This is a genomic window from Corynebacterium sp. CCUG 65737 (genome assembly GCF_024454115.1).
GTDB classification, from domain to species: domain Bacteria; phylum Actinomycetota; class Actinomycetes; order Mycobacteriales; family Mycobacteriaceae; genus Corynebacterium; species Corynebacterium genitalium.
In genome coordinates this window covers 1-20761 of the sequence record NZ_JAGPZB010000009.1, presented here as the reverse complement: position 1 = coordinate 20761, position 20761 = coordinate 1, and the positions used below count along the sequence as shown (strand labels likewise).

The following is a 20761-nucleotide window of genomic DNA, read 5'->3' as shown; positions in this document are numbered from 1 at the left end:
AAGGCCGGATTGTTCGCTTTTGTGTAGCAGCTACCTCGGCGCGCACAATGGAACGCATGAAGAACATTTTGTCGATCCAGTCTGCGGTTTCCTACGGCCACGTTGGCAACTCCGCTGCGGTGTTCCCGCTCCAGCGCATCGGCCATGAGGTCTGGCCGGTCTACACCGTCAACTTCTCCAACCACACCGGTTATGGCGAGTGGAAAGGCCCGATGATTCCCGCGGAGGAGGTCCGCTCCATCGTCGACGGCATCGAAGCCCGTGGTGCCCTTGCCCGTGTCGACGCCGTGCTGTCCGGCTACCAGGGTGGTGACGATATCGCCGACGTGATCGTCGACACCGTCGCTCGCGTCAAAGCCCTGAACCCCAACGCGGTCTACTCCTGCGACCCGGTGATGGGCAACGAGAAGTCCGGATGCTTCGTCTCCGACATCATCCCGCCACTGCTGCGGGACAAGGTGGTTCCGGTGGCGGACATCATCACCCCGAACCAGTTCGAGCTGGGCTACCTGACCGGTAAAGAGGCTTCAGACATCGATTCCACACTCGACGCCGTCGAAGCCGCCCGCGCTATGGGGCCTGACACCGTCCTGGTTACCTCGGTCAACCGGCCCGACCAGCCGGAAAACACCATCGAAATGCTCGTCGTGGACAACCACGGGCGCTGGCTGGTGCAGACTCCGCGTCTGCCGTTCAAGCGCAATGGTTCCGGTGACGTCACCTGCGCGCTGTTCACCGGCCACTACATTGAGGCTGCAGGCGCGCCTGACGCTGCGAAGCAGGCCCTGGCCAAGACGGCTTCTTCCGTTTTCGATCTGCTGGAGAACACCTACAAGGCAGACTCGCCTGAGCTCCTCTTGATCGAGTCCCAGGAAGCTTACGCCAACCCGCGTCTACAGTTCGAGGTCACCGAAATCCAGTTCTGGGGGAAGATCTAGATTCTCAGTATCGCCTTCTAGCCATCCCGTCGAAATCCCACCTGCGAAAACGCTGCGGGCGAAGCGCGAAAGGCGATACTGAAAAAGTATCTAGCCCGAGCCCGAAGCCCCCCGCGCCGACGCGTGGCGGCCAAACCGCGCCCTAACCGGTGAACCCCCTGCCGGCCCGTACGATTGGAAAATATGACCTCCCAGCCCACTGACAACCAGCACGACCCGGCGGACTTCTTCGATCAAGCGATCACTGGGCCAGAAACAGGTCCGGCAGCAGAAGCAGAAGTCGACGCGCTGCCGAACGAGTTCACGGACACGCCCGAGGGTTTCCGCTCCGGGTTCGTCAGCTTTGTGGGCCGCCCGAATACGGGCAAGTCGACGCTGACGAATGCGCTGGTGGGGGAGAAGATCGCCATTATGGCGGATCAGCCGGAAACGACGCGTCATCCGATCCGCGGCATCGTGAATAGGCCGGACGCGCAGATCGTGCTGGTAGATACTCCCGGGCTGCACCGCCCGCGCACGCTGCTGGGTGAGCGTCTCAATGACGTGGTCAAGGACACGTTCGCGGACGTAGACGTGGTCGGCCTGACAGTCCCGGCGAACGAGAAAATCGGCCCGGGCGACCGCTGGATCTTGGACGCGGTGAAGGAGACGAAGCCGAACACGCCGATTGTCGGGATCGTGACCAAGCTCGATGCGGCGGGCAAGGATCAGGTCGGCGAGCAGCTGTTGAAACTCCACGACCTGCTCACCGAGGTCACTGGCCGTGACGACGTTGACGTTGTCCCAGTGTCCGCGACGGAACAGATTCAGTTGGATGTGCTGATGGACGTCCTGACGAAGCACCTCCCCGAAGGCCCGCGCTTCTACCCGGAGGGCCACGTCACGGATGAGGACACCGAGACCCGTATCGCAGAGCTCATCAGGGAAGAGGCTCTGAAGGGACTGCGCGACGAACTGCCGCACTCTGTCGCCGTCCAGATCGACGAAATGTACGAGGACCCCGACGACGGCAATACCCCGAAGCGAGCCATGATCTACGCGGTGATGTACCTTGAGCGCCCTGGCCAGAAGACGATCATCGAGGGCCGTGACGGCCGTCGCCTGAGCGGGATCATCCAGCGATCGCGGAAGCAGATCATTGATCTGCTCGGCCGCAATGTCTACCTCGATCTGAGGATCAAGGTGTTGAAGAACTGGCAGTCGGACCCAAAGCATTTGGGGCGCCTTGGCTTCTAAACCCAGTTTCCGCGACCGCGCCTTCGTCGTGCGCACCTACGATTTCGGTGAGGCTGATCGCGTGGTTGTCTTGCTCACCCAGAACCACGGGCTGGTCCGCAGCGTGGCTAAAGGGGTGCGGAAAACAAAGTCCCGTTTCGGTTCGCGCGTGCAACCGTTCGTCGATCTTGATGTGCAGCTGTACCCGGGCCGCAACCTCGCCACGATCACGCAGGCGGACACGGTCGCCTATTACGGCAGCGGCATCATTGAGGATTTCGACCGGTACACAGCAGCCTGCGCCGTGCTGGAGTCGGCGGAACGACTCTCTTATGCGGGCGAGGCAGATCCAGCCTTGTTCGCGGAGGTCAGCACGGCTATTAAGCGGCTCCAGGATGCGCAGCAGGCGACGATGGTGCTCGACGCGTTCATCCTCCGCGCCACCGCCCACGCTGGCTGGGGTTTAAGCTTGTTCGACTGTGCGAACTGCGGCAAACCCGGCCCACACCACGCGTTTCACCCGGCACTCGGCGGGGCCACGTGTTTGAACTGCCGGCCTCCCGGTGCGTTCGATGTGGAGGAGGACACGCTCCACATCATGTGGCTACTCACCAACGGCCACGACGCAGCCGCCGCGGACCGCCTCACCGAAACGACGGCAGCGCAAACGCACCGCCTTGCTACCGCTCACCTGCAGTATCACCTGGAGGCGGCAGTGTCTTCGTTGAAGATCATGGAGCAGGCATAATGAATCCGTGACTCAGAACGCCATCCCCGATATCCCGGCAGAACTCATTCCGCGCCACATTGCGCTCGTCATGGACGGCAACGGCCGGTGGGCGCAGGAGCGCGGCATGCCCCGCACGGAGGGCCACCGCGTCGGTGAAAAGGTTCTCATGGACATGGTCGATGCGTGCATTGAGATGGGTGGGGTCGAGTGGTTGTCGGCGTACACGTTCTCGACGGAGAATTGGCGCCGCTCGCGTGAGGAGGTCCGCTTCCTCATGGGGTTCTCGCGCGAGGTAATGCGCGCCGAGCGCGACCAGCTGCATGCGAAGAACGTGCGCATTGTGTGGGTTGGCCGCCGCCCGCGCCTGTGGCGCTCGGTGATCCGCGAGCTTGAGGCTGCGGAGGAAATGACGAAGAACAACACTGGCCTCACGCTCGCGATGTGCATTAATTACGGCGGTAGAGCCGAGCTTATCGACGCCACTCGTACCATCGCCCAGCTCGCCTCCGAAGGAAAACTCGCACCGGGGGAGATCTCGGAGGAGACGCTGGCTGGGTTCATGTACCGCCCGGACATGCCGGACGTGGATATGTTCCTCCGCCCCTCGGGGGAGCAGCGGACGTCGAACTTCCTGTTGTGGCAGTCGGCGTATGCGGAGATGGTGTACCGGGACATTCTCTTCCCGGACTTCACCAAGGAAGACCTCTACGATGCCGTGCTGGAGTACGCGAAGCGGGACCGCCGTTTCGGCGGCACGAAATAGCGGCAGGAAATAGCCGCACGTAGATCTTTGCCGCGAACTAGCGGCAGGCGGGGCACAGGCCGAAGACCTCGGCGTCGTGCCCCGAGATCTCAAAGTCGTACTGGCGGGCCACTTGCTGGGCCCATTGCTCAACGGGGCCGCCTTCGATTTCTTCGCTGCGCCCGCAGGAAGTGCACACCAAGTGGTGGTGGTGCCGGTCGGTGAGGCAGTGGCGGTAAAGGGTTTCGCCGGAGTTGGAGTTCAGGGCGTCGACGGCGCCGATGTCGGCGAGGGTTTGCAGGGTGCGGTAGACCGTCGTTAAGCCGACCTTTTGTCCGCGGTCGCTGAGCTCTCGGTGGATTGCTTGGGCCGACGCGAAGCGGTCGATGTCGCGCAGTACGTCGATGACCGCGCTGCGCTGGCGGGTGTTGCGGGCACCGATCTTCGGCGCCGGTTCGCGGCGGGATGGGCGAGAGTTCATGCTCTATAGGCTCGGTGACGGACCGTCAGGAATCAAGCCCGGGTCCGCGTCAGGGGTGTGGTCGCCGATCGGCCCGAAAGCGCTCGCCGATCCGACGCTGCCAGTGGCATCAACGAAGTCCGGGCCCTTGCGAGCTGCGCGGCGGGCGGCCAGGTCGTCGCGGGAATCCTGCTCGGTCAAACCGGAAATGGACTCGATGATGCTCATGACGGACGGAATGGCCAGCCGGTAGACCATTTCGCGCCCGGTTCGAGTCGCACTGACCAGGCCAGCGTTCTTCAACACCCGCAGGTGCTGGCTCACCAACGGCTGGGACTTCTCCAGTTCGGTGACCAGCTCGTGGACGACATGGGGCTGCTGATTGAGGAGCAGAATAATCTGCAACCGCAACGGCGAATCGAGAGCCCCAATGACCTCGGAGGTGCGGGCCAGCTTGTCCTCCGGCCACTGCGGCAATAGCTGCGGCTCGACCATGTGCACCCCTCCTTTTCGTGCTCGACTTCAAGACATCCTTATGTTTATACATCAACAAACGCCTTATTTTATTCCAGTCTAATAACAAAATGGTCTCATTTTCACTTCTTTAGCCTATGGTCGTGTCCCTACTGCACCGGGCCAGTCCGGTGTTCGGGGCACCGGCTACACTTGGACCAGATATTTCCAAGCACCCTGTAAGAGGAGAGTTGAACTGCCCATGGCAACAACTGCGATCGATACCGTCGTCAATCTGTGCAAGCGCCGCGGGTTGGTGTATCCGGCCGGTGAAATTTACGGCGGTACCCGTTCTGCTTGGGATTACGGTCCGCTCGGCGTGGAGCTGAAGGAGAACCTGAAGCGCCAGTGGTGGAAGACGATGGTGCAATCTCGCGCGGATGTTGTCGGCGTGGATACCTCGATCATCCTGCCGCCGCAGGTGTGGGTCGCCTCCGGCCACGTCGAGGTCTTCACGGACCCGTTGGTGGAGTCGCTGCACACGCACAAGCGTTACCGCGCAGACCACTTGCTGGAGGCCTACGAAGAGAAGCACGGCCACCCGCCGGCTAACGGCCTGGCTGACATCAACGATCCGGAGACGGGCCAGCCCGGCAACTGGACGGAGCCGCGCGCGTTCTCCGGTTTGATGAAGACCTACCTTGGACCCGTCGACGATAAAGAGGGCCTGCACTACATGCGCCCAGAGACAGCTCAGGGCATCTTTGTGAACTTCAAGAACGTCATGACGTCGGCACGCATGAAGCCGCCGTTCGGCATTGCCAACGTGGGTAAGTCCTTCCGCAACGAGATCACCCCGGGCAACTTCATCTTCCGCACCCGCGAGTTCGAGCAGATGGAGATGGAGTTCTTCGTCAAACCGGGCGAAGACGAGCAGTGGCACCAGTACTGGATCGATACCCGCCACCAGTGGTACATCGACCTGGGCATCAACCCGGAGAACCTGCGCCTGTACGAGCACCCGCAGGAGAAGCTGTCCCACTACTCCAAGCGCACGGTCGACTTGGAGTACGCATTCGGTTTCCAGGGCTCTAAGTGGGGCGAGCTTGAAGGTGTGGCCAACCGCACCGACTACGACCTGAAGACGCACGCGGAAGCATCGGGCGAAGACCTGTCCTTCTTCGACCAGGAATCCGGCGAGCGGTGGATCCCGTACTGCATCGAGCCCGCTGCTGGTTTGGGCCGCGCAATGATGGCCTTCCTGATTGATGCCTACCACGAGGATGAGGCACCGAACGCGAAGGGCGGCGTCGATAAGCGTGTCGTTCTGAAGCTCGACCGGCGCTTGTCGCCGATCAAGGTCGCAGTGCTGCCGCTGTCGAAGAAGCCGGAGCTTTCCGGCCCGGCAGAGGAACTCGCGGCGGCGCTGCGCCAGCACTGGAGCATTGATTACGACACCTCCGGTGCGATTGGCCGCCGCTACCGCCGTCAAGATGAGATTGGTACCCCGTTCTGCGTCACGTTCGACTTCGATTCGCTCGAGGACAAGGCCGTGACAGTGCGCGAGCGCGACACGATGGAGCAGGAGCGCGTGCCGCTCGACGAGCTGGAAAGCTACCTCGCCGCCCGCCTGGTGGGGTGCTAATGCACTACGTCAGCTGGGATCGCACGGACAGGGACGCCCCGAAGCTGCTCGCAGAGGCAGGCCCGGAGACGCTCGCGGAGTTCACGCACGACAGCGCCACGCTTTCCGACGGCTCCACCTGGACCCTCATCTCCACCCCCGAAGCAGGAGCTAAGGCGACCGTCGCGGAGACTGGCCAAGAGATCGTGTCGGCCCCGGCGTCGCTCAAGCGCGATAAGCAGATCCCGGTGATGATCGGCGGCGAGCCGTACACGCTCATTGCCGAGTCGTCGAAGAACTGGATCATCGACGACGTAAACGGCAACAAGGTCGCCCAATTCACCTCCGATCACAATGGCGTGCGCCGGTCGGTGTTGGAGTTCGACACCTCGAGCGAACTTGCCCACCCGTCGAGCCCAGCTGACCCGGACAGCCAAACGGCTTTGCCGCTGGACCACATCGTCGGGCTGGCATGGGTGTCGCGCCTGGTGCTTGAGTATCGGAAAATGGTCAACACGACGGCGCTGATCGGGCTCATGGTGTTCTTGAGCGTCTTCGTCGTCGCAGTCTGGCTGCTCATTCCATGATCACTGCAACGTGGCGTGGGGATTCGCTGCTCAGCGAAACCGGTGCGCCCCTGGCCCTCTACGATCCCGGGACTGGCACCTTGTCTGCTGACGACGTCAGCATCGAAGTCAAGCACTCGGCCGGGGCAATGAGCTGGAAGGTCACCGGTGAGGTGCGCGACACGGGGGAGAAGTTCTCGGTCCGCACGCGGGGTATCGGCGTGGGAACCCTGACCGCGCGCTGCGGTTCACGCACGTACACGCTCGAGCGGGGCGGTGCGTTCTCTAAAACCCGCACGCTTATCGACGTCTCTGGCGCCCCCTGCGCCACCACCTCACCGAAGAATGGCCTCGACCTCGCCGTCACTCAGACCCGTGACATGCCGTTTGCGGATCTGGTGTTTCTCACGTGGGCGTTGACGCTGATAGACACGCCAGCCCGCCGCACGCTGTACTGAGTCAGCGAAAGCTAGCGTTCATCCCGAACTCAGTCACAAGAGCACCACCTGACACACTTGCCCCGGGCTTTTAGCGCTTCACGGGGCGTGCAGCTGGCGTGGCCTAAGTGTCTGGTGAGGTTGAGTTCGGGATGGATCCGAGTCCTTCCCCGCTCACCATGCCCCTGCTCTGAAGCGGGGCTGTCGTACAAGCTTCGGCTTCGGTCGTTGCAGCGAGCTAGAAGCTGCCGCCGCGACCGCCCATGCCGCCGGCAAAACCGCCGCCTCCGCCTCCGGAGAAGCCACCGCCGCCACCGCCGAAGCCTCCTCCACCGAAGCCGCCACCGCCGCCTCCACCGAGGATGGACCCCCAGATGATTGCGTTGGCCATGGTGTTCATGGACTGGGTGGTCTGCTGGTTGCGGTAGGAGGTGATGTCGTCGTTCGCGGCGTTGACGGCCCGGCGAGCGGAGTCGGTTGCGGCGCGCGCAAACTCGATCGCGTTCTTCGTGTCCTGAGTGCGGCGGTTGAGTGCCTCGGCGTACTGGCGCTTTGCCTCCGCAAGCAAGGTGCGGGCACGGGAGCGAATGATGCGTCCGCGGGAGTTGATCAGGTCTTCCGCACCTTGGATTTGCGCGCTGGCTACCTGGAGCTGCTGGTCCAGAAGCTGCAGGCGGCGCTGCTGGTCGGAGGCGACACCACGGGCCTGGTCGATCTGCTCGTCAATGTCGGCGTCGAGGTGGGTGAGCTCGGTGTACAGCGCCAACGGGTCTGTCTCGGGGCGGTTGCCCATCTGGGAGAGTGCTTCGCGGGCGCGGGAGGAGACGGCGTCGAGGGCGCGGACGTCGATACGCGCGCCCTGATTCGTCTGCTGCTTGAGTCGCTCAATCTCCTGCAGCTCGTCTTGGATCTCCTGGATCAGTGCGGGCAGGTTCGTGCGGGCGGTGGAGATATTTGCCTCTGCGTGTTCGATGGCCCGCAGGTTGGTGTCGGCGACCTCGACCGCGTGCTGGGCGCCGCGGAGAATGTCAATGAGCGCGCCTTGCTGGCCGGCAGGCTGCGCGGCAAGTCCACGCGCCTGCTCGAGCTGGCCCTCCGCTTCCTGAATCGAACCTTGGGCGATGTCGACGTTCTGGGTGATGGAGGAGAGCAGTTGCTCGTCGTAACGCGACTGCAGGTCGCTCAGCGTCGCACGGGCCGGCTCAATGCGGGCGCGCAAATCGACAGCGCGCTGGAAGATCGCGTCCACTTCCTCATTGGCCTTCATGAGCACGCCGCGCATTTCCTGGAACTCCTCCGCCTTGGCCTTGAGCGCTTCTTCGGCTTGGCCGCAGGAGGAGATGATGTCGATGAGCATCGCGCGCTTTTCCGGCTCGGTCTCCGGGATAGCGTCGCCAAGCCGCTGGTGGGTGTTGAATGCGCGCTGCAGATCAGACGTGGCCTGGTTCATGGCGGAGGTGAAGGGGCGAACACGGTCGGCGCCGAACTCTGCGGAAGCGATCTCGAGCTCTTCCTTGCCCAAGCGAATGGACTCGTCGGTCTGGACGAGCGCATCGTGCGCGAGTTCCTCCAGGGTGTGCGTAGGTAAGCGGCCGAGCGATTCGGTGTCGCCCGGGGCCAGGGCCCTAGCGGACTCAAGCTGCTTCCGGTCGCGCTTGTTGTTCTTGTTGCGGCCGTACATGTAGAAGCCGCCGCCGGCGAGAGCTGCCGCACCCAGGCCACCAGCAACGAGCGCTGCGCCCTCGCCGTCGGAGGAGCCGTTCACGGCATTGATCGCGTCCAAACCGGCCGCGCCGTAGTTCTTGCTGGTGAGCTGGCTGTAGGCGGCATCGTACATGGCGTCGATATCACTGCTGTCCCACTGGCTGCCCCCGTTGACGTTGAACTTGCCGTCGGTGGCGATCGCCAAAACGGCCGTGTTCGGGCCCTTGTCCGTGATGGCTTCGCGCACCCACTCGGCGGGGTCCTGGCCACCGAAGGAGTCCATGTAGACGACATACGCGTTGAGCTGCTTGTCCTGCTTCAACTGCTGGATCGCCGATTCGATCTGCTGCTTCTCGGCGCCGCTGAGCACCCCGGCGTCGTCAGTGACGTTCTCGGACAAACCGGTCGGGGACAGCGCAGTCGCTGTCTGCGCGAGCACCTGCTCGTCACCGCTGAACGCAGCGTACGCCAGCGGTGCAGCAGAGAAAGCGGCGGCGCCGGCAAGCGCAGGCACAGCAAGGGCGATGCGGATGGAACGCGGGAAGTTACGCGGAGTCATGCCCACTAGGGTAGCGCGGTTGGTGCCAGACACGCCGTTGTCCGTCCGCGAAAGCGTAAGACCGCGTCTAGGCTCGTGAGCGATGGCTTACCAGTATGAATCTGCCGACACCGCCAGGCGCGTCACGGAGGGGGAGAAAGGCTCGCAGCTCGCCGAGAGTGTGGACTCTCGCGACGCGTTCTCGCGGGACCGGGCCCGTGTGCTTCACTCCGCGGCCCTGCGCCGGCTCGCTGACAAGACGCAGGTTGTCGGCCCGCGTGACGGCGACACCCCACGTACCCGGCTGACGCACTCGCTTGAAGTCGCGCAGATCGCCCGCGGAATCGGCTCCGGCTTGGGCCTCAACCCAGACCTGTGCGAAATGGCGGGACTCACGCACGACATCGGCCACCCGCCGTACGGGCACAACGGCGAAGTCGCGCTCAACGCGCTCGCGCACGGCTGCGGCGGTTTTGAGGGCAACGCACAAACGCTGCGCATTCTCACGCGCCTTGAGCCCAAATTGCTTATCGACGGCACATCCCACGGCCTCAACCTCACCCGCGCCGCCCTAGATGCAGCCTGCAAGTACCCGCGCACGCGGACAAACCCGGACGGCACCGTGAACAGGAAGTACGGCGCCTACGACGAGGACGCGGAGATCCTCGCGTGGCTGCGTGAAGGCCACGTCGACGACCGCCCGCCGATGGAAGCGCAGGTCATGGACTGCTCCGATGACATCGCCTACAGCGTCCACGATGTCGAAGACGGCATTCTGTCCGGACGCATTACGCTCAAGGTGCTGTGGGATCTCGTGGAGCTGGCCGCGCTCGCGCAGAAGGGCGCGGCGGCGTTTGGCGGTACGGCCGAGGAGCTTATCGACGCCGCAGCCCGCCTCCGATCGCTCCCCACCGTCTGCGAAGCTGCCGACTTCGACTACTCACTCCAGGGGTACGTGAATTTGAAGCGGATGACATCGGAGCTGGTCGGCCGCTATGTCGGTGCGGTGGTTTCCGCGACGCTCGCGGCGAAGCCCGAGGGCGCGAAACTGGGGCGCATGCACGGGGAATTGGTCATCCCGCCTGAACCGGAGGCAGAGGTCCGTCTGCTCAAGACCGTCGCCGTGCTCTACGTGATGGATATGCCCGCCCACATTGCGCGGCAGGACAGGCAGCGCGACCGCATCACCCGCGTTTATGACTACCTGCTGGCGGGCGCGCCGGGCACCCTGGACACGATGTTCGCCGCTTGGTGGGCTGACGCCTCCACCGATGCGCAGCGCCAGCGCGTCATCATCGACCAGATCGCCTCGATGACGGAGTCGCGTTTGGAGCGCACAGCAAAGAAGGCCGACGGCCTCGCCGGCTTCTTCACCTAGGCATGGGTCGGTGGGGGGCAGCGGTAGGACCCATCCCGAACTGGATCACTCCTTTAACACTGGTCCCGCCTACGGCTGCCCACGAATCGCATTTAGGGTGTGCCACCTCCGTACCTGAGCTTTTCACTACGAATCCGGCTGATAAACCCTGTCTTGCTGCGCGTGACTTGGTCGGTGGTAAAGAAGATGATCCGATAGCCCCGTGCGGTAGCGCATAAATGGGGTTCTTGGGGTGAGGGGATTGGAGCTGTGGTCCAGTTGCTGGCGGGTATGCGGAGGGGATCGTCGTCGATAAGCACAATGAGGCGGCTATCAACGACGATGGGCGCGGTCCACCCCTCTCCCAGATCAACGTTGCTCCGCACCCACATGCCGTCCTCGGCTATCCACGCGTAGGCCAGGCAGGTTCCAAAGTCGGAGAACCGCGGTGGATCCCAGTCTGCGGAGACAGGGAGGTGGTGGTTTCGGGGGAGGGGATCCTCGAAAGATTGGTTGTAAGCGACGATCTCCTTGAGAGGGATGCCGCTATTGAGCAGGGCAGTGACGGCAAGAAACCCTCCCACCCGGCCTTCGAGACGGCGGAGATCAATGCTCGTGCGTAGAGGTGTGGTTGTGCGGACACCGTCAAGCTCGACAATGTCGTCGTCTTTGATCGGGAACTGGTGGTAGCGGGTCAACTGTGGCCATTTGGATTTCGGAGGCACCGAGCCAGAAGGGAGCACAAGGTCCACGGGCCCGCCGCCGGGCGTCGGAGTCCACATACCGTGTTGTGCTGCGGCCCACCGGCCGACCAAGACGGCTTTCCGCGTCGCCAGAACAGCAGCGGCGCCGCGCACGGTTTCCTTCTCATGGGTTGGTAAACCGCGAAACCAGGCCTGATCAACGAGTGCTTTATCCGCGACGAGGGACAGCGGCCGATTCGCTACAGCGTCTTGATGGGCCCCGTTGCCTGACCAATAGAGACTCGTGGCACTGAGCTCTTGGTAGAGACGGTGGCGTAGCTCAGCCGCTCGATCGGCGCGCTCAGAACCGAGAAGATTGCGCGGCTGTTCATCCCCGATGTTCCCCATACATTGATTGTGAGTGTTCACGCCGCTCTCCGCTAGGCGCCCTGCCCGCATCCTGAGCAAGGTGGGGTGTCGGTTAGTGAGGGCTAGAGTTCATCCCGAACTCAACAACATGCGCCACTTGAGGCGTTTGAAACTTGTGGGAGAAGTGCGGCAGGTGCGACTCAGTTCGGGATGGGTCCTACGCACTCGTGTGCAGGATGCTCCGCATGCTTTACGACGGCGCATTGCCCCGCCCAATCCAGCGCTATTCCGCGTGTCCGGGTGCGCAGGTACTATATGCGCCATGGCTAGGGGCAGAATTCCGGATAGTGACATCGAGGCTATCCGTGAGCGCGCCAACATCGCGGACATCGTGGGGGAGTACGTTCAGCTCAAGCCTGCCGGGCATGACTCTCTGAAAGGCTTGTCGCCCTTCAAGGATGAGAAGACCCCGTCGTTCCATGTACGCCCCGCCCGCGGTTACTACCACTGTTTCTCCACGGGCAAAGGCGGCGATGTCTTCTCCTTCATGATGGAGATGGAGCAGCTCTCTTTCCCTGAAGCAGTCGAGGCGGTCGCGGAGGAGATCGGCTACCACATCAATTACCAGGGCGGATCCACCGGTGCGCGCGATGTGAAGCCCGGTACCCGCGCACGTTTGCTCGCCGCCAACAAGTCTGCGCACGAGTTCTACCGCGAGCAGTTGGAGACTCCGGAGGCTGAGCCTGGGCGACGGTTCCTGCTCGACCGCGGCTTCGACAAAGACACCATTTACCACTTCGAATGCGGCTACGCCCCGGACGGCTGGGACACGTTGACCAAGCACCTGCTGCGCAAGGGGTTTGACGCCCAGGAGTTGCAAGAGGCGGGCTTGTCCACGATGGGGCGCCGCGGTCCCATCGACAAGTTCCGCCGCCGCCTGCTGTGGCCGATCAAGGATGTCGCCGGTAACGTCATCGGTTTCGGTGCCCGCAAGTTGTTCGATGACGACAATATGGGCAAGTACATGAACACCCAGGACACGATGCTCTATCACAAGTCCAAGGTGCTTTTCGGCCTCGATTTAGCGAAAAAGAACATCGCACAAGGCCACCAGTGCGTCGTGGTCGAGGGCTACACCGATGTCATGGCGATGCACGCCGCCGGCATCACCACCGCTGTCGCTGCGTGCGGCACGGCCTTCGGTAAGGACCACATGAGCATCATCCGCCGTCTCATGCTGGACGACAATTACTTTCGTGGCGAGCTCATCTACACCTTCGACGGTGATGAGGCCGGCCAGAAAGCCGCCATGCGCGCCTTCGAGGGCGACCAACAGTTCACCGGCCAGTCCTTTGTCGCCGTCGCTCCGGAGGGCATGGACCCGTGCGATCTGCGCATGGCCAAGGGGGATTCCGCGGTGCGCAACCTGGTGGCCAGCCGCGTTCCCATGTTCGAGTTCGTCATTGAATCGCTGCTCAAGGACTACTCGCTGGATACTCCGGAGGGGCGCCTGCAAGCTTTGCGGCGTACCGTCCCCGTCGTCGCCCAGATCCGCGACACCCCACTACAAACCGAGTACGCCCGCCAGCTCGCAGGATGGGTCGGTTGGCCGGACCCGAATGAAGTGATCCGCCAGGTCCGCCAGGAAGCGAAGAACCCGTCGAATAAGGGCAACAAGCGTTCTGCGTGGGAGAACGCGACCCCCGCAGCTTCCGATGGCGGCTCCGGCGCGCCGGGTGCTCCCGCCTTCCAGGTGCCTAACCCGGAGGACCCGCGCCTGTGGGCACAGCGTGAGGCTATCAAGGTGGCGCTGCAGTATCCGGGTGCTGCCGGCAGCTACTTCGACGGCATCAACCCAGACGCATTCACCGATCCGGCGTACCGGGCCGTCCGCGACGCCATGGCCAAGGTGGGCGGAGCGGCCAATGCTGGCGCTTCAGAGAGTGCCGGCCCAGCGTGGATCGCGAATGTCGCCGCAGAAATGGCCGATGTGACCGGCCGAAACTTCGTCTCTGAGCTCGCGGTCGAAGAAATTCATGCGGCGGACCCGAGCGCTTACGCCGACTCTGTGCTCTCCCGTCTCCAGGAGGTCAGGGTGGGTAACCAGATCGCGCAGCTGAAGTCGCAGCTGCAGCGTATGCGGCCGAGCGATGATGAGATGGCGTACAACGCCTTGTTCTCTGACCTGGTCGCGCTGGAGCAAGCGCGCCGGGAGCTCAACGACCGCGCCTTCCGCGGATGAGTCTGAAAACGTCTCTCCCCGCTAATATATAGCCTTATGAGCGTTCTGGTTTTGGATCCTCGATGGCCGGACATGATCTCCATCGGTGTCGCCGGCCGGGTGAAGGGTCCTGTCATCTTCACTGACGAGGTGCCCATTGCGGCCCGGTGGAACTTCGGTGACCTCGTTCGCGGGGAGGATGCCGAGGGGCAAGGGTGGCTGGTCACGACCGATCTCCACGATCCCGTTGTGCAAGAACGCGTGGAGGCGGGCGAGGAACTCGTGCAGGTGTCCTCGCTGTTGGATCCGGTGTATCAGGCGCAGCGGGTCATGCGCGCGGCGCGCACCCGCGGAGAGTGGGAAATGGGCCAAACCCATGAGTCGTTGCTGGAGTACCTTGAGCAGGAATCGGCCGAGTTCGCGGATGCTGTACGCACAGAGCAGGGTGACGAGGAGATGAAGAAGGAGCTCTCTGACCTGCTTCTCCAGGTGCTCTTCCACGCTGAGATCGCAAACCAGCGTGGAGCTTTCTCTTTCGCTGATGTCGCGCAGGCGTTCGTGGACAAGATGAAGAGCCGTGCGCCCTATCTGTTCAACGGCAGCACCGGCACCGTGGCTAAAGCTGAACAGGTCCGGTTGTGGGCCGAAGGAAAGAAGCGAGAGATTACGGGCGGGGGTAGCCGTCGTTAAGCGATGCGCTAGCGGCTGGTCACCAATGCGGCCGTTGGAGGGACGTCGCGCGCAGTGACGGAAGAGGAAACTGTTGCTGCAGGGGCACTTTTCTTGGCAGTTCTTTGGGGATGCAAGGATTGGTGAGCCCGCGCGGTAGAGTGTTCGATCGTGACTGCGCCCCGCTACTACGCCCCGAAATCCCCGCCGCCGACTCGGCAAAACGGGCGTGCCGGAGGGTGCGGTGCGGTTCTGGGCGTGGTGATGGCGATTGTACTCATCATCGCGATCGTTTTCTGGCTGTTCAGCAGCATGGGCAACCCGGTGTCCCAGCAGCAACGTCAACCGGTGCCTACGGACCTCCCGCCCGCAGCAGCGCAATCGCCGCCGCTTATCGACGTCCACGGCCCCGGCCGAACCTCTGACCTCCTCGCTGAGTGGGCCGCCCCGATTGCCGAGTCCACCGGCATCGACCCCCAGGCAGTGCGCGCTTACGGCAACGCTGAACTTATTGCCCGTGAGTCGTGGCCGAGCTGCAACCTGCACTGGAACACCCTTGCCGGTATCGGCTGGGTCGAAACGCGCCATGGCACCTATACGGGCCGGATGTTCGACCCGGCCCGGCTGAACGAGAGCGGTGTCGCCGACCCCGCCATCATCGGTCCCGCCCTGGACGGTAGCGAAGGCTTCGCGCGTATCGACGACACTGACGGTGGCCACTACGACAACGACACTGAGTATGACCGTGCGGTCGGCCCGATGCAGTTTATTCCCGAGTCCTGGTCCCGCTATAGCCGCGATGCCAACGGCGACGGCTACGCCGACCCGCAACAGATCGACGATGCAGCGCTGACCGCCGCCAACCTGCTCTGCTTTGGCGGGCGCGACCTGTCCGCGCCGGAGGACTGGCAGGCGGCGATCTTGGGGTACAACCACTCCAACGATTACGTCATCCGCGTCCGCGACGCCGCCGCGAACTACGCGCTGGACCAGCCCGCGCACCGATAGTCGCGAGCGCAGACGGCGGGGCAGTTTTTCTGGAAGAATCGGGGGCGGACAATCCCACCTCTGATTCGAAGGAGATTTTCAGTGGCTGACATCATGCTGACGTACGCACGTGAAATCATGGACTCGCGCGGCAACCCGACCGTTGAGGTTGAGGTCTTCCTCGACGACGGTTCCCACGGCATTGCTGCGGTGCCCTCCGGCGCGTCCACCGGTGAGCACGAGGCGCACGAGCTTCGCGACGGCGGCGACCGCTACGGCGGCAAGGGCGTCCAGAACGCCGTGACCAACGTCAACGAAACCATCGCGGATGCCATTGCCGGCATTGAGGCGGATGACCAGCGCGTCCTTGACTTGGCCATGATTGAGCTGGACGGCTCCGACAACAAGAAGAACCTCGGTGCTAACGCGATCCTGGGTGTCTCCATGGCGAATGCCAAGGCTGCTGCTGACTCCGCTGGCCTGCCGCTGTACCGCTACATCGGCGGCCCGAACGCGCACGTCCTGCCGGTGCCGATGATGAACATCCTCAACGGTGGCGCACACGCGGACTCTGGCGTGGATGTCCAAGAGTTCATGATCGCCCCGATCGGTGCCGACACCTTCACCGAGGCGCTGCGTCAGGGTGCAGAGGTCTACCACGCTCTGAAGTCCGTGATCAAGGACAAGGGCCTGTCCACCGGCCTGGGCGATGAGGGCGGCTTCGCCCCCTCGGTCGACTCCACCCGCGCCGCTCTCGATCTGATCGTCGCAGCGATCGAGAAGGCTGGCTACAAGCCGGGTGCCGACATCGCCCTGGCTCTCGATGTCGCTTCTTCCGAATTCTTCGAGAATGGCTCCTACAACTTCGAGGGCGGCCAGCACTCCGCGGAGGAAATGGCCAAGGTCTACGCTGAGCTCGTTGAGGCGTACCCGATCGTCTCCATCGAGGACCCGCTGGATGAGAATGACTGGGACGGTTACGTCAAGCTCACCGAGGAGCTGGGCGACAAGGTGCAGATCGTTGGCGATGACTTCTTTGTCACCAACCCCGACCGCCTGGCCAAGGGCATTGAGCAGAACGCTGCGAACGCTCTGCTGGTGAAGGTCAACCAGATCGGCACCCTGACCGAGACCTTCGACGCTGTCGAGCTGGCGCACCGCAACCGCTACGCCACCATGATGTCCCACCGCTCCGGCGAGACCGAGGACACCACCATCGCCGACCTGGCTGTCGCGCTGTCTTGCGGCCAGATCAAGACTGGTGCTCCGGCCCGCTCTGAGCGTGTGGCGAAGTACAACCGCCTCATCCGCATTGAGGAAGAGCTCGGCCCGGCTGCTGTGTACGCCGGCCGCAACGCTTTCCCGCGCTACAACAAGTAGCGTTCGTTTCCGGGGCAATGTTCTGAGCGTTGCCCCGCAGCGCGTCGCGCGGGGTCGTGGGGTGGGCGCGAGTACACTTCGTATTCACTATGGCCACACGATCCCCACGCGACTCAGGGCGCGACGCGGCGCAGCGTAACGCACGCGGCGGTAGAACGCAGCGTGACCCGCAGCGCACCCCTGAACGCGCGAACGAGCGCAGCGCACGCCGCGCCCCGCACCGTCTACCACGGACGGTGCCGGTTGCCAGCCGTGATGCCGCACGGGCCAAGGCGCGCGCGAAGAAACCGCGCCGCATGGAGATGCTCAAAGGCGACATTGTCGGCGTGGCCGTCCTGATCACCGTGGTGCTGATCGTGCTGATTGCTATCGCGGTGCCCCTGCGCAACTACTACAGCGGCCGCGAAGAGATCGCCCGGTTGGAAGCGTCGATCGAATCGAAGAAGCAGCAAAAAACTGAGCTCGAAGAGAAAATCGATCGTTACAACGATCCCGCTTACGTTGAACAGGAAGCCCGCCGACGCCTAGGCATGATGGCGCCCGGTGAGACGGCGTGGCGCATCATCGACCCGCGCATGCAGTCGGATGCAATCACAACGTCGCGCGGTGACGAGATTGACCCGGACACCCCGTGGCACACCGTGATATGGGATTCGCTCCGCGAGATCCCGGGAAAGCAACCCGAGACCGAGGGCGCGCCTGAAGAGCCTCCGGCACCCGAAGAGCCACCGGCACCTGCGCCCGAGGAACCACCGGCCGAGCCGGCTGAAGCACCTGTGGAACAATAGCGTCCATGAGGGAAGACCTAGAGATTGTCGCCCGCCAGCTCGGGCGCGAGCCGCGCGGCGTACTAGCCATCGCGTACCGCACGCCCGACGGCCAACCGGCTGTGGTCAAGACCGCGCCCAAGCTTGACGACGGCACCCCGTTCCCCACCCTGTACTACCTCACCGACCCACGCCTGACCGCTGAGGCTTCCCGCCTGGAGGTCGCGCAGGTGATGAAGTGGATGGAATCCCGTCTGGGCACCGACCCAGACCTCAAGGCGGACTACCGTGCCGCCCACGAGCACTACCTGGCCGAACGCAACGCCATCGAGGACCTCGGCACCGACTTCTCCGGTGGTGGCATGCCGGACCGGGTGAAGTGCCTGCACGTCCTGATCGCCTACGCGCTGGCAGAGGGGCCAGGCCGCGTCCGCCTGGGCACGGAAGCGGTCGCTCTCGCAGCCGAGCACGGCAACATGCGCGGCACCGCGATCCCGGAAGACTGGCCGACATTGGACGATCTCGGCATCACGCTCGAGGAAGCAGGGGAGGGCCTGGCATGACGGCCGGGAAAACCGTCGCGGCTGTGGACTGCGGCACGAACTCCATCCGTTTGCTTATCGGTGCCATCGAGGAGGACGGTGCGCTTCGGGAAATCACCCGCGAAAACACCATCGTCCGTCTCGGGCAGGGGGTGGACGCCACCGGTCGCCTCGCTCCCGAAGCCATTGAGCGCACGCGCGAGGCTCTCGCCGCGTACGTCGACCGCATGGAGGCTGAAGGCGTATCCGCCGTGCGTATGGTGGCCACCTCCGCGACCCGCGATGCGTCCAACCGTGACGACTTTTTCGGCATGACCGCCGAGCTTCTCGGCCGCATACAAGACGGCGCCCAAGCCGAAGTCATCAGCGGGGAAGAGGAAGCGGACCTGTCGTTCACGGGCGCGACCCTCGACATTGATTCTGACCGCGGCCCGTTCTGCGTCATCGACTTAGGCGGCGGTTCGACTGAGTTCATTGTCGGTACCGCAGCGGGGGAGATCCTCGGTGCTTACTCCACCCAAATGGGCTGCGTCAGGTTGACGGAGCGCATCCTGCGCAGTGATCCGCCGACGGGGGAGGAGACGAGTGAGGCGCGGGGGTACGTCGATAAGCAAATGGCGGAGGCCGCGGAGACCGTGCCTGTCGCGCAGGCTGCGACGTTTGTGGGGTGCGCGGGAACATTCACCACGCTCAGCGCGCTGGCGCAGGACCTTGATTCCTACGATCCCGAGCGGATCCACATGTCCGACATCCCGTTTGCGCGGATGCGGGAAGTCACCGGATGGCTGCGGTCAGTGACAGCGAAGGAACGTGCGGCGAACCCCGTGGTGCACCCCGGGCGTGCCGACGTCATCGGGTCCGGGTCTGTCATCGTCGAGCAGATGATGACCGCGTTCGAAGCGCACGGAGCCGTGTCTTTCGTGATCAGCGAAAAAGACATCCTCGACGGGATTGTCGCGGGGCTGGTTTAGGCTCTAATCCTCGTCGGGTTCGTAAATCTCGTGCTCGAGCTCCGGCCCGGTGCTCTTCTTGCCGCGCTTGAGATCCTTCACCTCGCGCATACGCGGCTCCGGGTCGAGCTGATTCGCGATGGCTTTGCGCGTCGAGCGGACAACCTGCTGCGTCACAGGCGAATTGACCACTTTCTGGGTGGTGTCGACGATCTGGTGGTATCGCTTGCGCCCCGCCTTCGTGCCAAACACGTACCCGGCTGCTGCTCCGACGACGAACTGAATCATGCGCCCGAGTCTACCTGCTCGCAGTTGTTCGTCGAGAGCGAGGCTTTCGCTTAACGACGAAACCCAGCGCATTCCTGTGCTGGGTTAATCTGCTCCCGCAACTGGGCTCGAACCAGTGACCCTTCGATTAACAGTCGAATGCTCTGCCAACTGAGCTATGCGGGAATGCTGCTGTGCAACGTTTTGCTACTTTAGCCCGTAGGTGTTCACAGTGACAAATCGCCAGTAAGTACGCGCTTTTCGGCTTCGTTCGGTAGTGTGGTGCCCGGTTTCATTGGGCTGAGCGCGCGCGGATATACTGACTCGCTGCGAGGGGCTATAGCTCAGTCGGTTAGAGCCGCGGACTCATAATCCGTTGGTCGCGGGTTCGAGCCCCGCTGGCCCCACTTATTAGGCATGGAACCCGTGTGTTCGGTGTCATGTGCCTGGTTTTCCGACTCGGCCAATTTAGTTTCCGTGTTGGTGATATAGTCAGGAAAGTCCTTGCGGTTAACTGTCAAACCGCTGTCTATGGACTGCCTGTCATTTTCCCGTTCGCCTCGCTCAACGCGGTCGTTGCGCCCGGCGTTCGCCTTTTCCCACATGGAGACACAATGAAGATGAACCTCCGCCGCGCGCTCGCCGGCTTCACCTCGGGAGCCATCGCGGTATCTGCGCTGGTTGTTCCCTCCGCCGTTGCTCAGGAGGCGACGACGACTGACGTTAATCTGCCGCTTGCTTGCTATGTTCAACCGAAGGGTAGCGCTGCATTTGCAAGAACCTCCCTTGATCTCGGTAATGACTTTGCACTCGCTTTCAAAGCAACCGCACCTGACACTGTGCAGGTTGGCGAGGAATTCGAGTACGTAATTGACCCCGGTTCAGTCGCTTTTCCCACTGTCATGAGTGCGCAAGGAAAAACGGTTGCCGTAAAGCGTTTATCCCAAGCCAATCTGTGGATCGATCTTCCGGACAACGTCGAGCTCACTTCTTTCGAATTTGATCAAAACACTCCTCGTAAATTCAGTGTTCTTGAAGAGGGGGGTCGTCTTCGTTTTGTCGGTGAGCAACAACGCAAAGACCCTGGGACCTGACCCCTTTTTGGTGGACACCTGATATCCAGCCCGGTTGGGCTGGGAAGAAAGGTAATCTACCACCATGT

General features: G+C 63.0%; 21 protein-coding genes and 2 tRNA genes. 17 read left to right on the top strand and 6 right to left on the bottom strand.

Features of this window, described 5'->3' with window-relative positions:
* Positions 1 to 47: 47 nt before the first annotated feature.
* The 4 genes from pdxY to KBX17_RS08045 all read left to right on the top strand — a co-directional run bounded on the left by pdxY (position 48) and on the right by KBX17_RS08045 (position 3646).
* Positions 48 to 938 carry a pyridoxal kinase PdxY gene (gene pdxY / locus KBX17_RS08060; RefSeq protein ID WP_256019301.1) on the top strand — a complete coding sequence of 297 codons (891 nt, stop codon included), beginning with the start codon at positions 48 to 50 and terminating at the stop codon, positions 936 to 938.
* 183 nt (positions 939 to 1121) lie between these two features.
* The gene (era, locus tag KBX17_RS08055) at positions 1122 to 2174 is read left to right on the top strand and encodes a GTPase Era (protein WP_255995567.1); all 1053 of its coding nucleotides are present in this window, start codon (positions 1122 to 1124) and stop codon (positions 2172 to 2174) included.
* Entirely contained in the window at positions 2164 to 2901 is a 738-nt protein-coding gene (gene recO / locus KBX17_RS08050) for a DNA repair protein RecO (protein WP_256019300.1), read from the top strand. Before era ends, recO begins: the two co-directional genes overlap by 11 nt.
* Positions 2902 to 2908: 7 nt before the next feature.
* Entirely contained in the window at positions 2909 to 3646 is a 738-nt protein-coding gene (locus KBX17_RS08045; protein WP_255998252.1) for an isoprenyl transferase, read from the top strand.
* A 37-nt stretch (positions 3647 to 3683) separates the two neighbouring features.
* Here the strand turns inward: KBX17_RS08045 and KBX17_RS08040 are convergent, their stop codons facing one another.
* Positions 3684 to 4106: a Fur family transcriptional regulator gene (locus tag KBX17_RS08040; protein ID WP_255998254.1), complete on the bottom strand. Its 423-nt coding sequence runs from the start codon at positions 4104 to 4106 to the stop codon at positions 3684 to 3686.
* A gap of 3 nt (positions 4107 to 4109) precedes the next feature.
* A complete protein-coding gene (locus KBX17_RS08035; RefSeq protein WP_005289352.1) occupies positions 4110 to 4580 on the bottom strand; it encodes a helix-turn-helix transcriptional regulator in 471 nt (156 codons plus the stop codon).
* Between the two features lie 220 nt (positions 4581 to 4800).
* Here KBX17_RS08035 and KBX17_RS08030 point away from each other — a divergent pair, with 220 nt between their 5' ends.
* From KBX17_RS08030 to KBX17_RS08020, 3 genes are read left to right on the top strand one after another with little or no spacing between them, the layout of a single operon-like run.
* Positions 4801 to 6183 carry a glycine--tRNA ligase gene (locus tag KBX17_RS08030; protein WP_256019298.1) on the top strand — a complete coding sequence of 461 codons (1383 nt, stop codon included), beginning with the start codon at positions 4801 to 4803 and terminating at the stop codon, positions 6181 to 6183.
* Complete coding sequence (locus tag KBX17_RS08025; protein WP_256019297.1) at positions 6183 to 6749, top strand: hypothetical protein; 567 nt, start codon at positions 6183 to 6185, stop codon at positions 6747 to 6749. Before KBX17_RS08030 ends, KBX17_RS08025 begins: the two co-directional genes overlap by 1 nt.
* Positions 6746 to 7186 carry a hypothetical protein gene (locus KBX17_RS08020; protein WP_256019295.1) on the top strand — a complete coding sequence of 147 codons (441 nt, stop codon included), beginning with the start codon at positions 6746 to 6748 and terminating at the stop codon, positions 7184 to 7186. The genes KBX17_RS08025 and KBX17_RS08020 overlap by 4 nt, the downstream gene beginning before the upstream one ends.
* A gap of 217 nt (positions 7187 to 7403) precedes the next feature.
* On the opposite strand, the gene KBX17_RS08015 is transcribed toward KBX17_RS08020, so the two are convergent.
* Positions 7404 to 9428 carry a TPM domain-containing protein gene (locus tag KBX17_RS08015; protein ID WP_256019294.1) on the bottom strand — a complete coding sequence of 675 codons (2025 nt, stop codon included), beginning with the start codon at positions 9426 to 9428 and terminating at the stop codon, positions 7404 to 7406.
* An 82-nt stretch (positions 9429 to 9510) separates the two neighbouring features.
* Between KBX17_RS08015 and KBX17_RS08010 the strand changes: the two genes are divergently transcribed.
* A complete protein-coding gene (locus KBX17_RS08010) occupies positions 9511 to 10785 on the top strand; it encodes a deoxyguanosinetriphosphate triphosphohydrolase (RefSeq protein ID WP_005289361.1) in 1275 nt (424 codons plus the stop codon).
* Between the two features lie 92 nt (positions 10786 to 10877).
* On the opposite strand, the gene KBX17_RS08005 is transcribed toward KBX17_RS08010, so the two are convergent.
* Complete coding sequence (locus KBX17_RS08005) at positions 10878 to 11855, bottom strand: hypothetical protein (RefSeq protein ID WP_256019292.1); 978 nt, start codon at positions 11853 to 11855, stop codon at positions 10878 to 10880.
* Between the two features lie 283 nt (positions 11856 to 12138).
* Here KBX17_RS08005 and dnaG point away from each other — a divergent pair, with 283 nt between their 5' ends.
* The 7 genes from dnaG to KBX17_RS07970 all read left to right on the top strand — a co-directional run bounded on the left by dnaG (position 12139) and on the right by KBX17_RS07970 (position 19353).
* A complete protein-coding gene (dnaG, locus tag KBX17_RS08000) occupies positions 12139 to 14058 on the top strand; it encodes a DNA primase (protein WP_255998265.1) in 1920 nt (639 codons plus the stop codon).
* A gap of 36 nt (positions 14059 to 14094) precedes the next feature.
* Entirely contained in the window at positions 14095 to 14727 is a 633-nt protein-coding gene (locus KBX17_RS07995; protein ID WP_005289368.1) for a MazG nucleotide pyrophosphohydrolase domain-containing protein, read from the top strand.
* A 243-nt stretch (positions 14728 to 14970) separates the two neighbouring features.
* Positions 14971 to 15714, top strand: a complete 744-nt coding sequence (locus KBX17_RS07990) for a lytic transglycosylase domain-containing protein (RefSeq protein WP_255995586.1) — start codon at positions 14971 to 14973, stop codon at positions 15712 to 15714.
* Between the two features lie 81 nt (positions 15715 to 15795).
* Positions 15796 to 17073: a phosphopyruvate hydratase gene (gene eno, locus KBX17_RS07985; protein ID WP_255995579.1), complete on the top strand. Its 1278-nt coding sequence runs from the start codon at positions 15796 to 15798 to the stop codon at positions 17071 to 17073.
* A gap of 89 nt (positions 17074 to 17162) precedes the next feature.
* Positions 17163 to 17861, top strand: a complete 699-nt coding sequence (locus KBX17_RS07980; protein ID WP_256019290.1) for a septum formation initiator family protein — start codon at positions 17163 to 17165, stop codon at positions 17859 to 17861.
* 5 nt (positions 17862 to 17866) lie between these two features.
* Positions 17867 to 18403 (top strand): DUF501 domain-containing protein, encoded by a 537-nt coding sequence (locus KBX17_RS07975; protein ID WP_005289375.1) that lies wholly within the window; start codon positions 17867 to 17869, stop codon positions 18401 to 18403.
* Positions 18400 to 19353, top strand: a complete 954-nt coding sequence (locus tag KBX17_RS07970) for a Ppx/GppA phosphatase family protein (protein WP_005289377.1) — start codon at positions 18400 to 18402, stop codon at positions 19351 to 19353. Before KBX17_RS07975 ends, KBX17_RS07970 begins: the two co-directional genes overlap by 4 nt.
* Before the next feature lie 3 nt (positions 19354 to 19356).
* Here KBX17_RS07970 and KBX17_RS07965 read toward each other — a convergent pair whose 3' ends face one another.
* Entirely contained in the window at positions 19357 to 19620 is a 264-nt protein-coding gene (locus KBX17_RS07965) for an integrase domain-containing protein (RefSeq protein ID WP_005289379.1), read from the bottom strand.
* A gap of 92 nt (positions 19621 to 19712) precedes the next feature.
* Positions 19713 to 19785, bottom strand: a tRNA-Asn gene (locus KBX17_RS07960).
* A gap of 147 nt (positions 19786 to 19932) precedes the next feature.
* Between KBX17_RS07960 and KBX17_RS07955 the strand changes: the two genes are divergently transcribed.
* Positions 19933 to 20006: transfer RNA gene (locus KBX17_RS07955), tRNA-Ile, on the top strand.
* Between the two features lie 207 nt (positions 20007 to 20213).
* Positions 20214 to 20693: a hypothetical protein gene (locus KBX17_RS07950; protein ID WP_256019289.1), complete on the top strand. Its 480-nt coding sequence runs from the start codon at positions 20214 to 20216 to the stop codon at positions 20691 to 20693.
* The last annotated feature ends 68 nt before the right edge of the window (positions 20694 to 20761 follow it).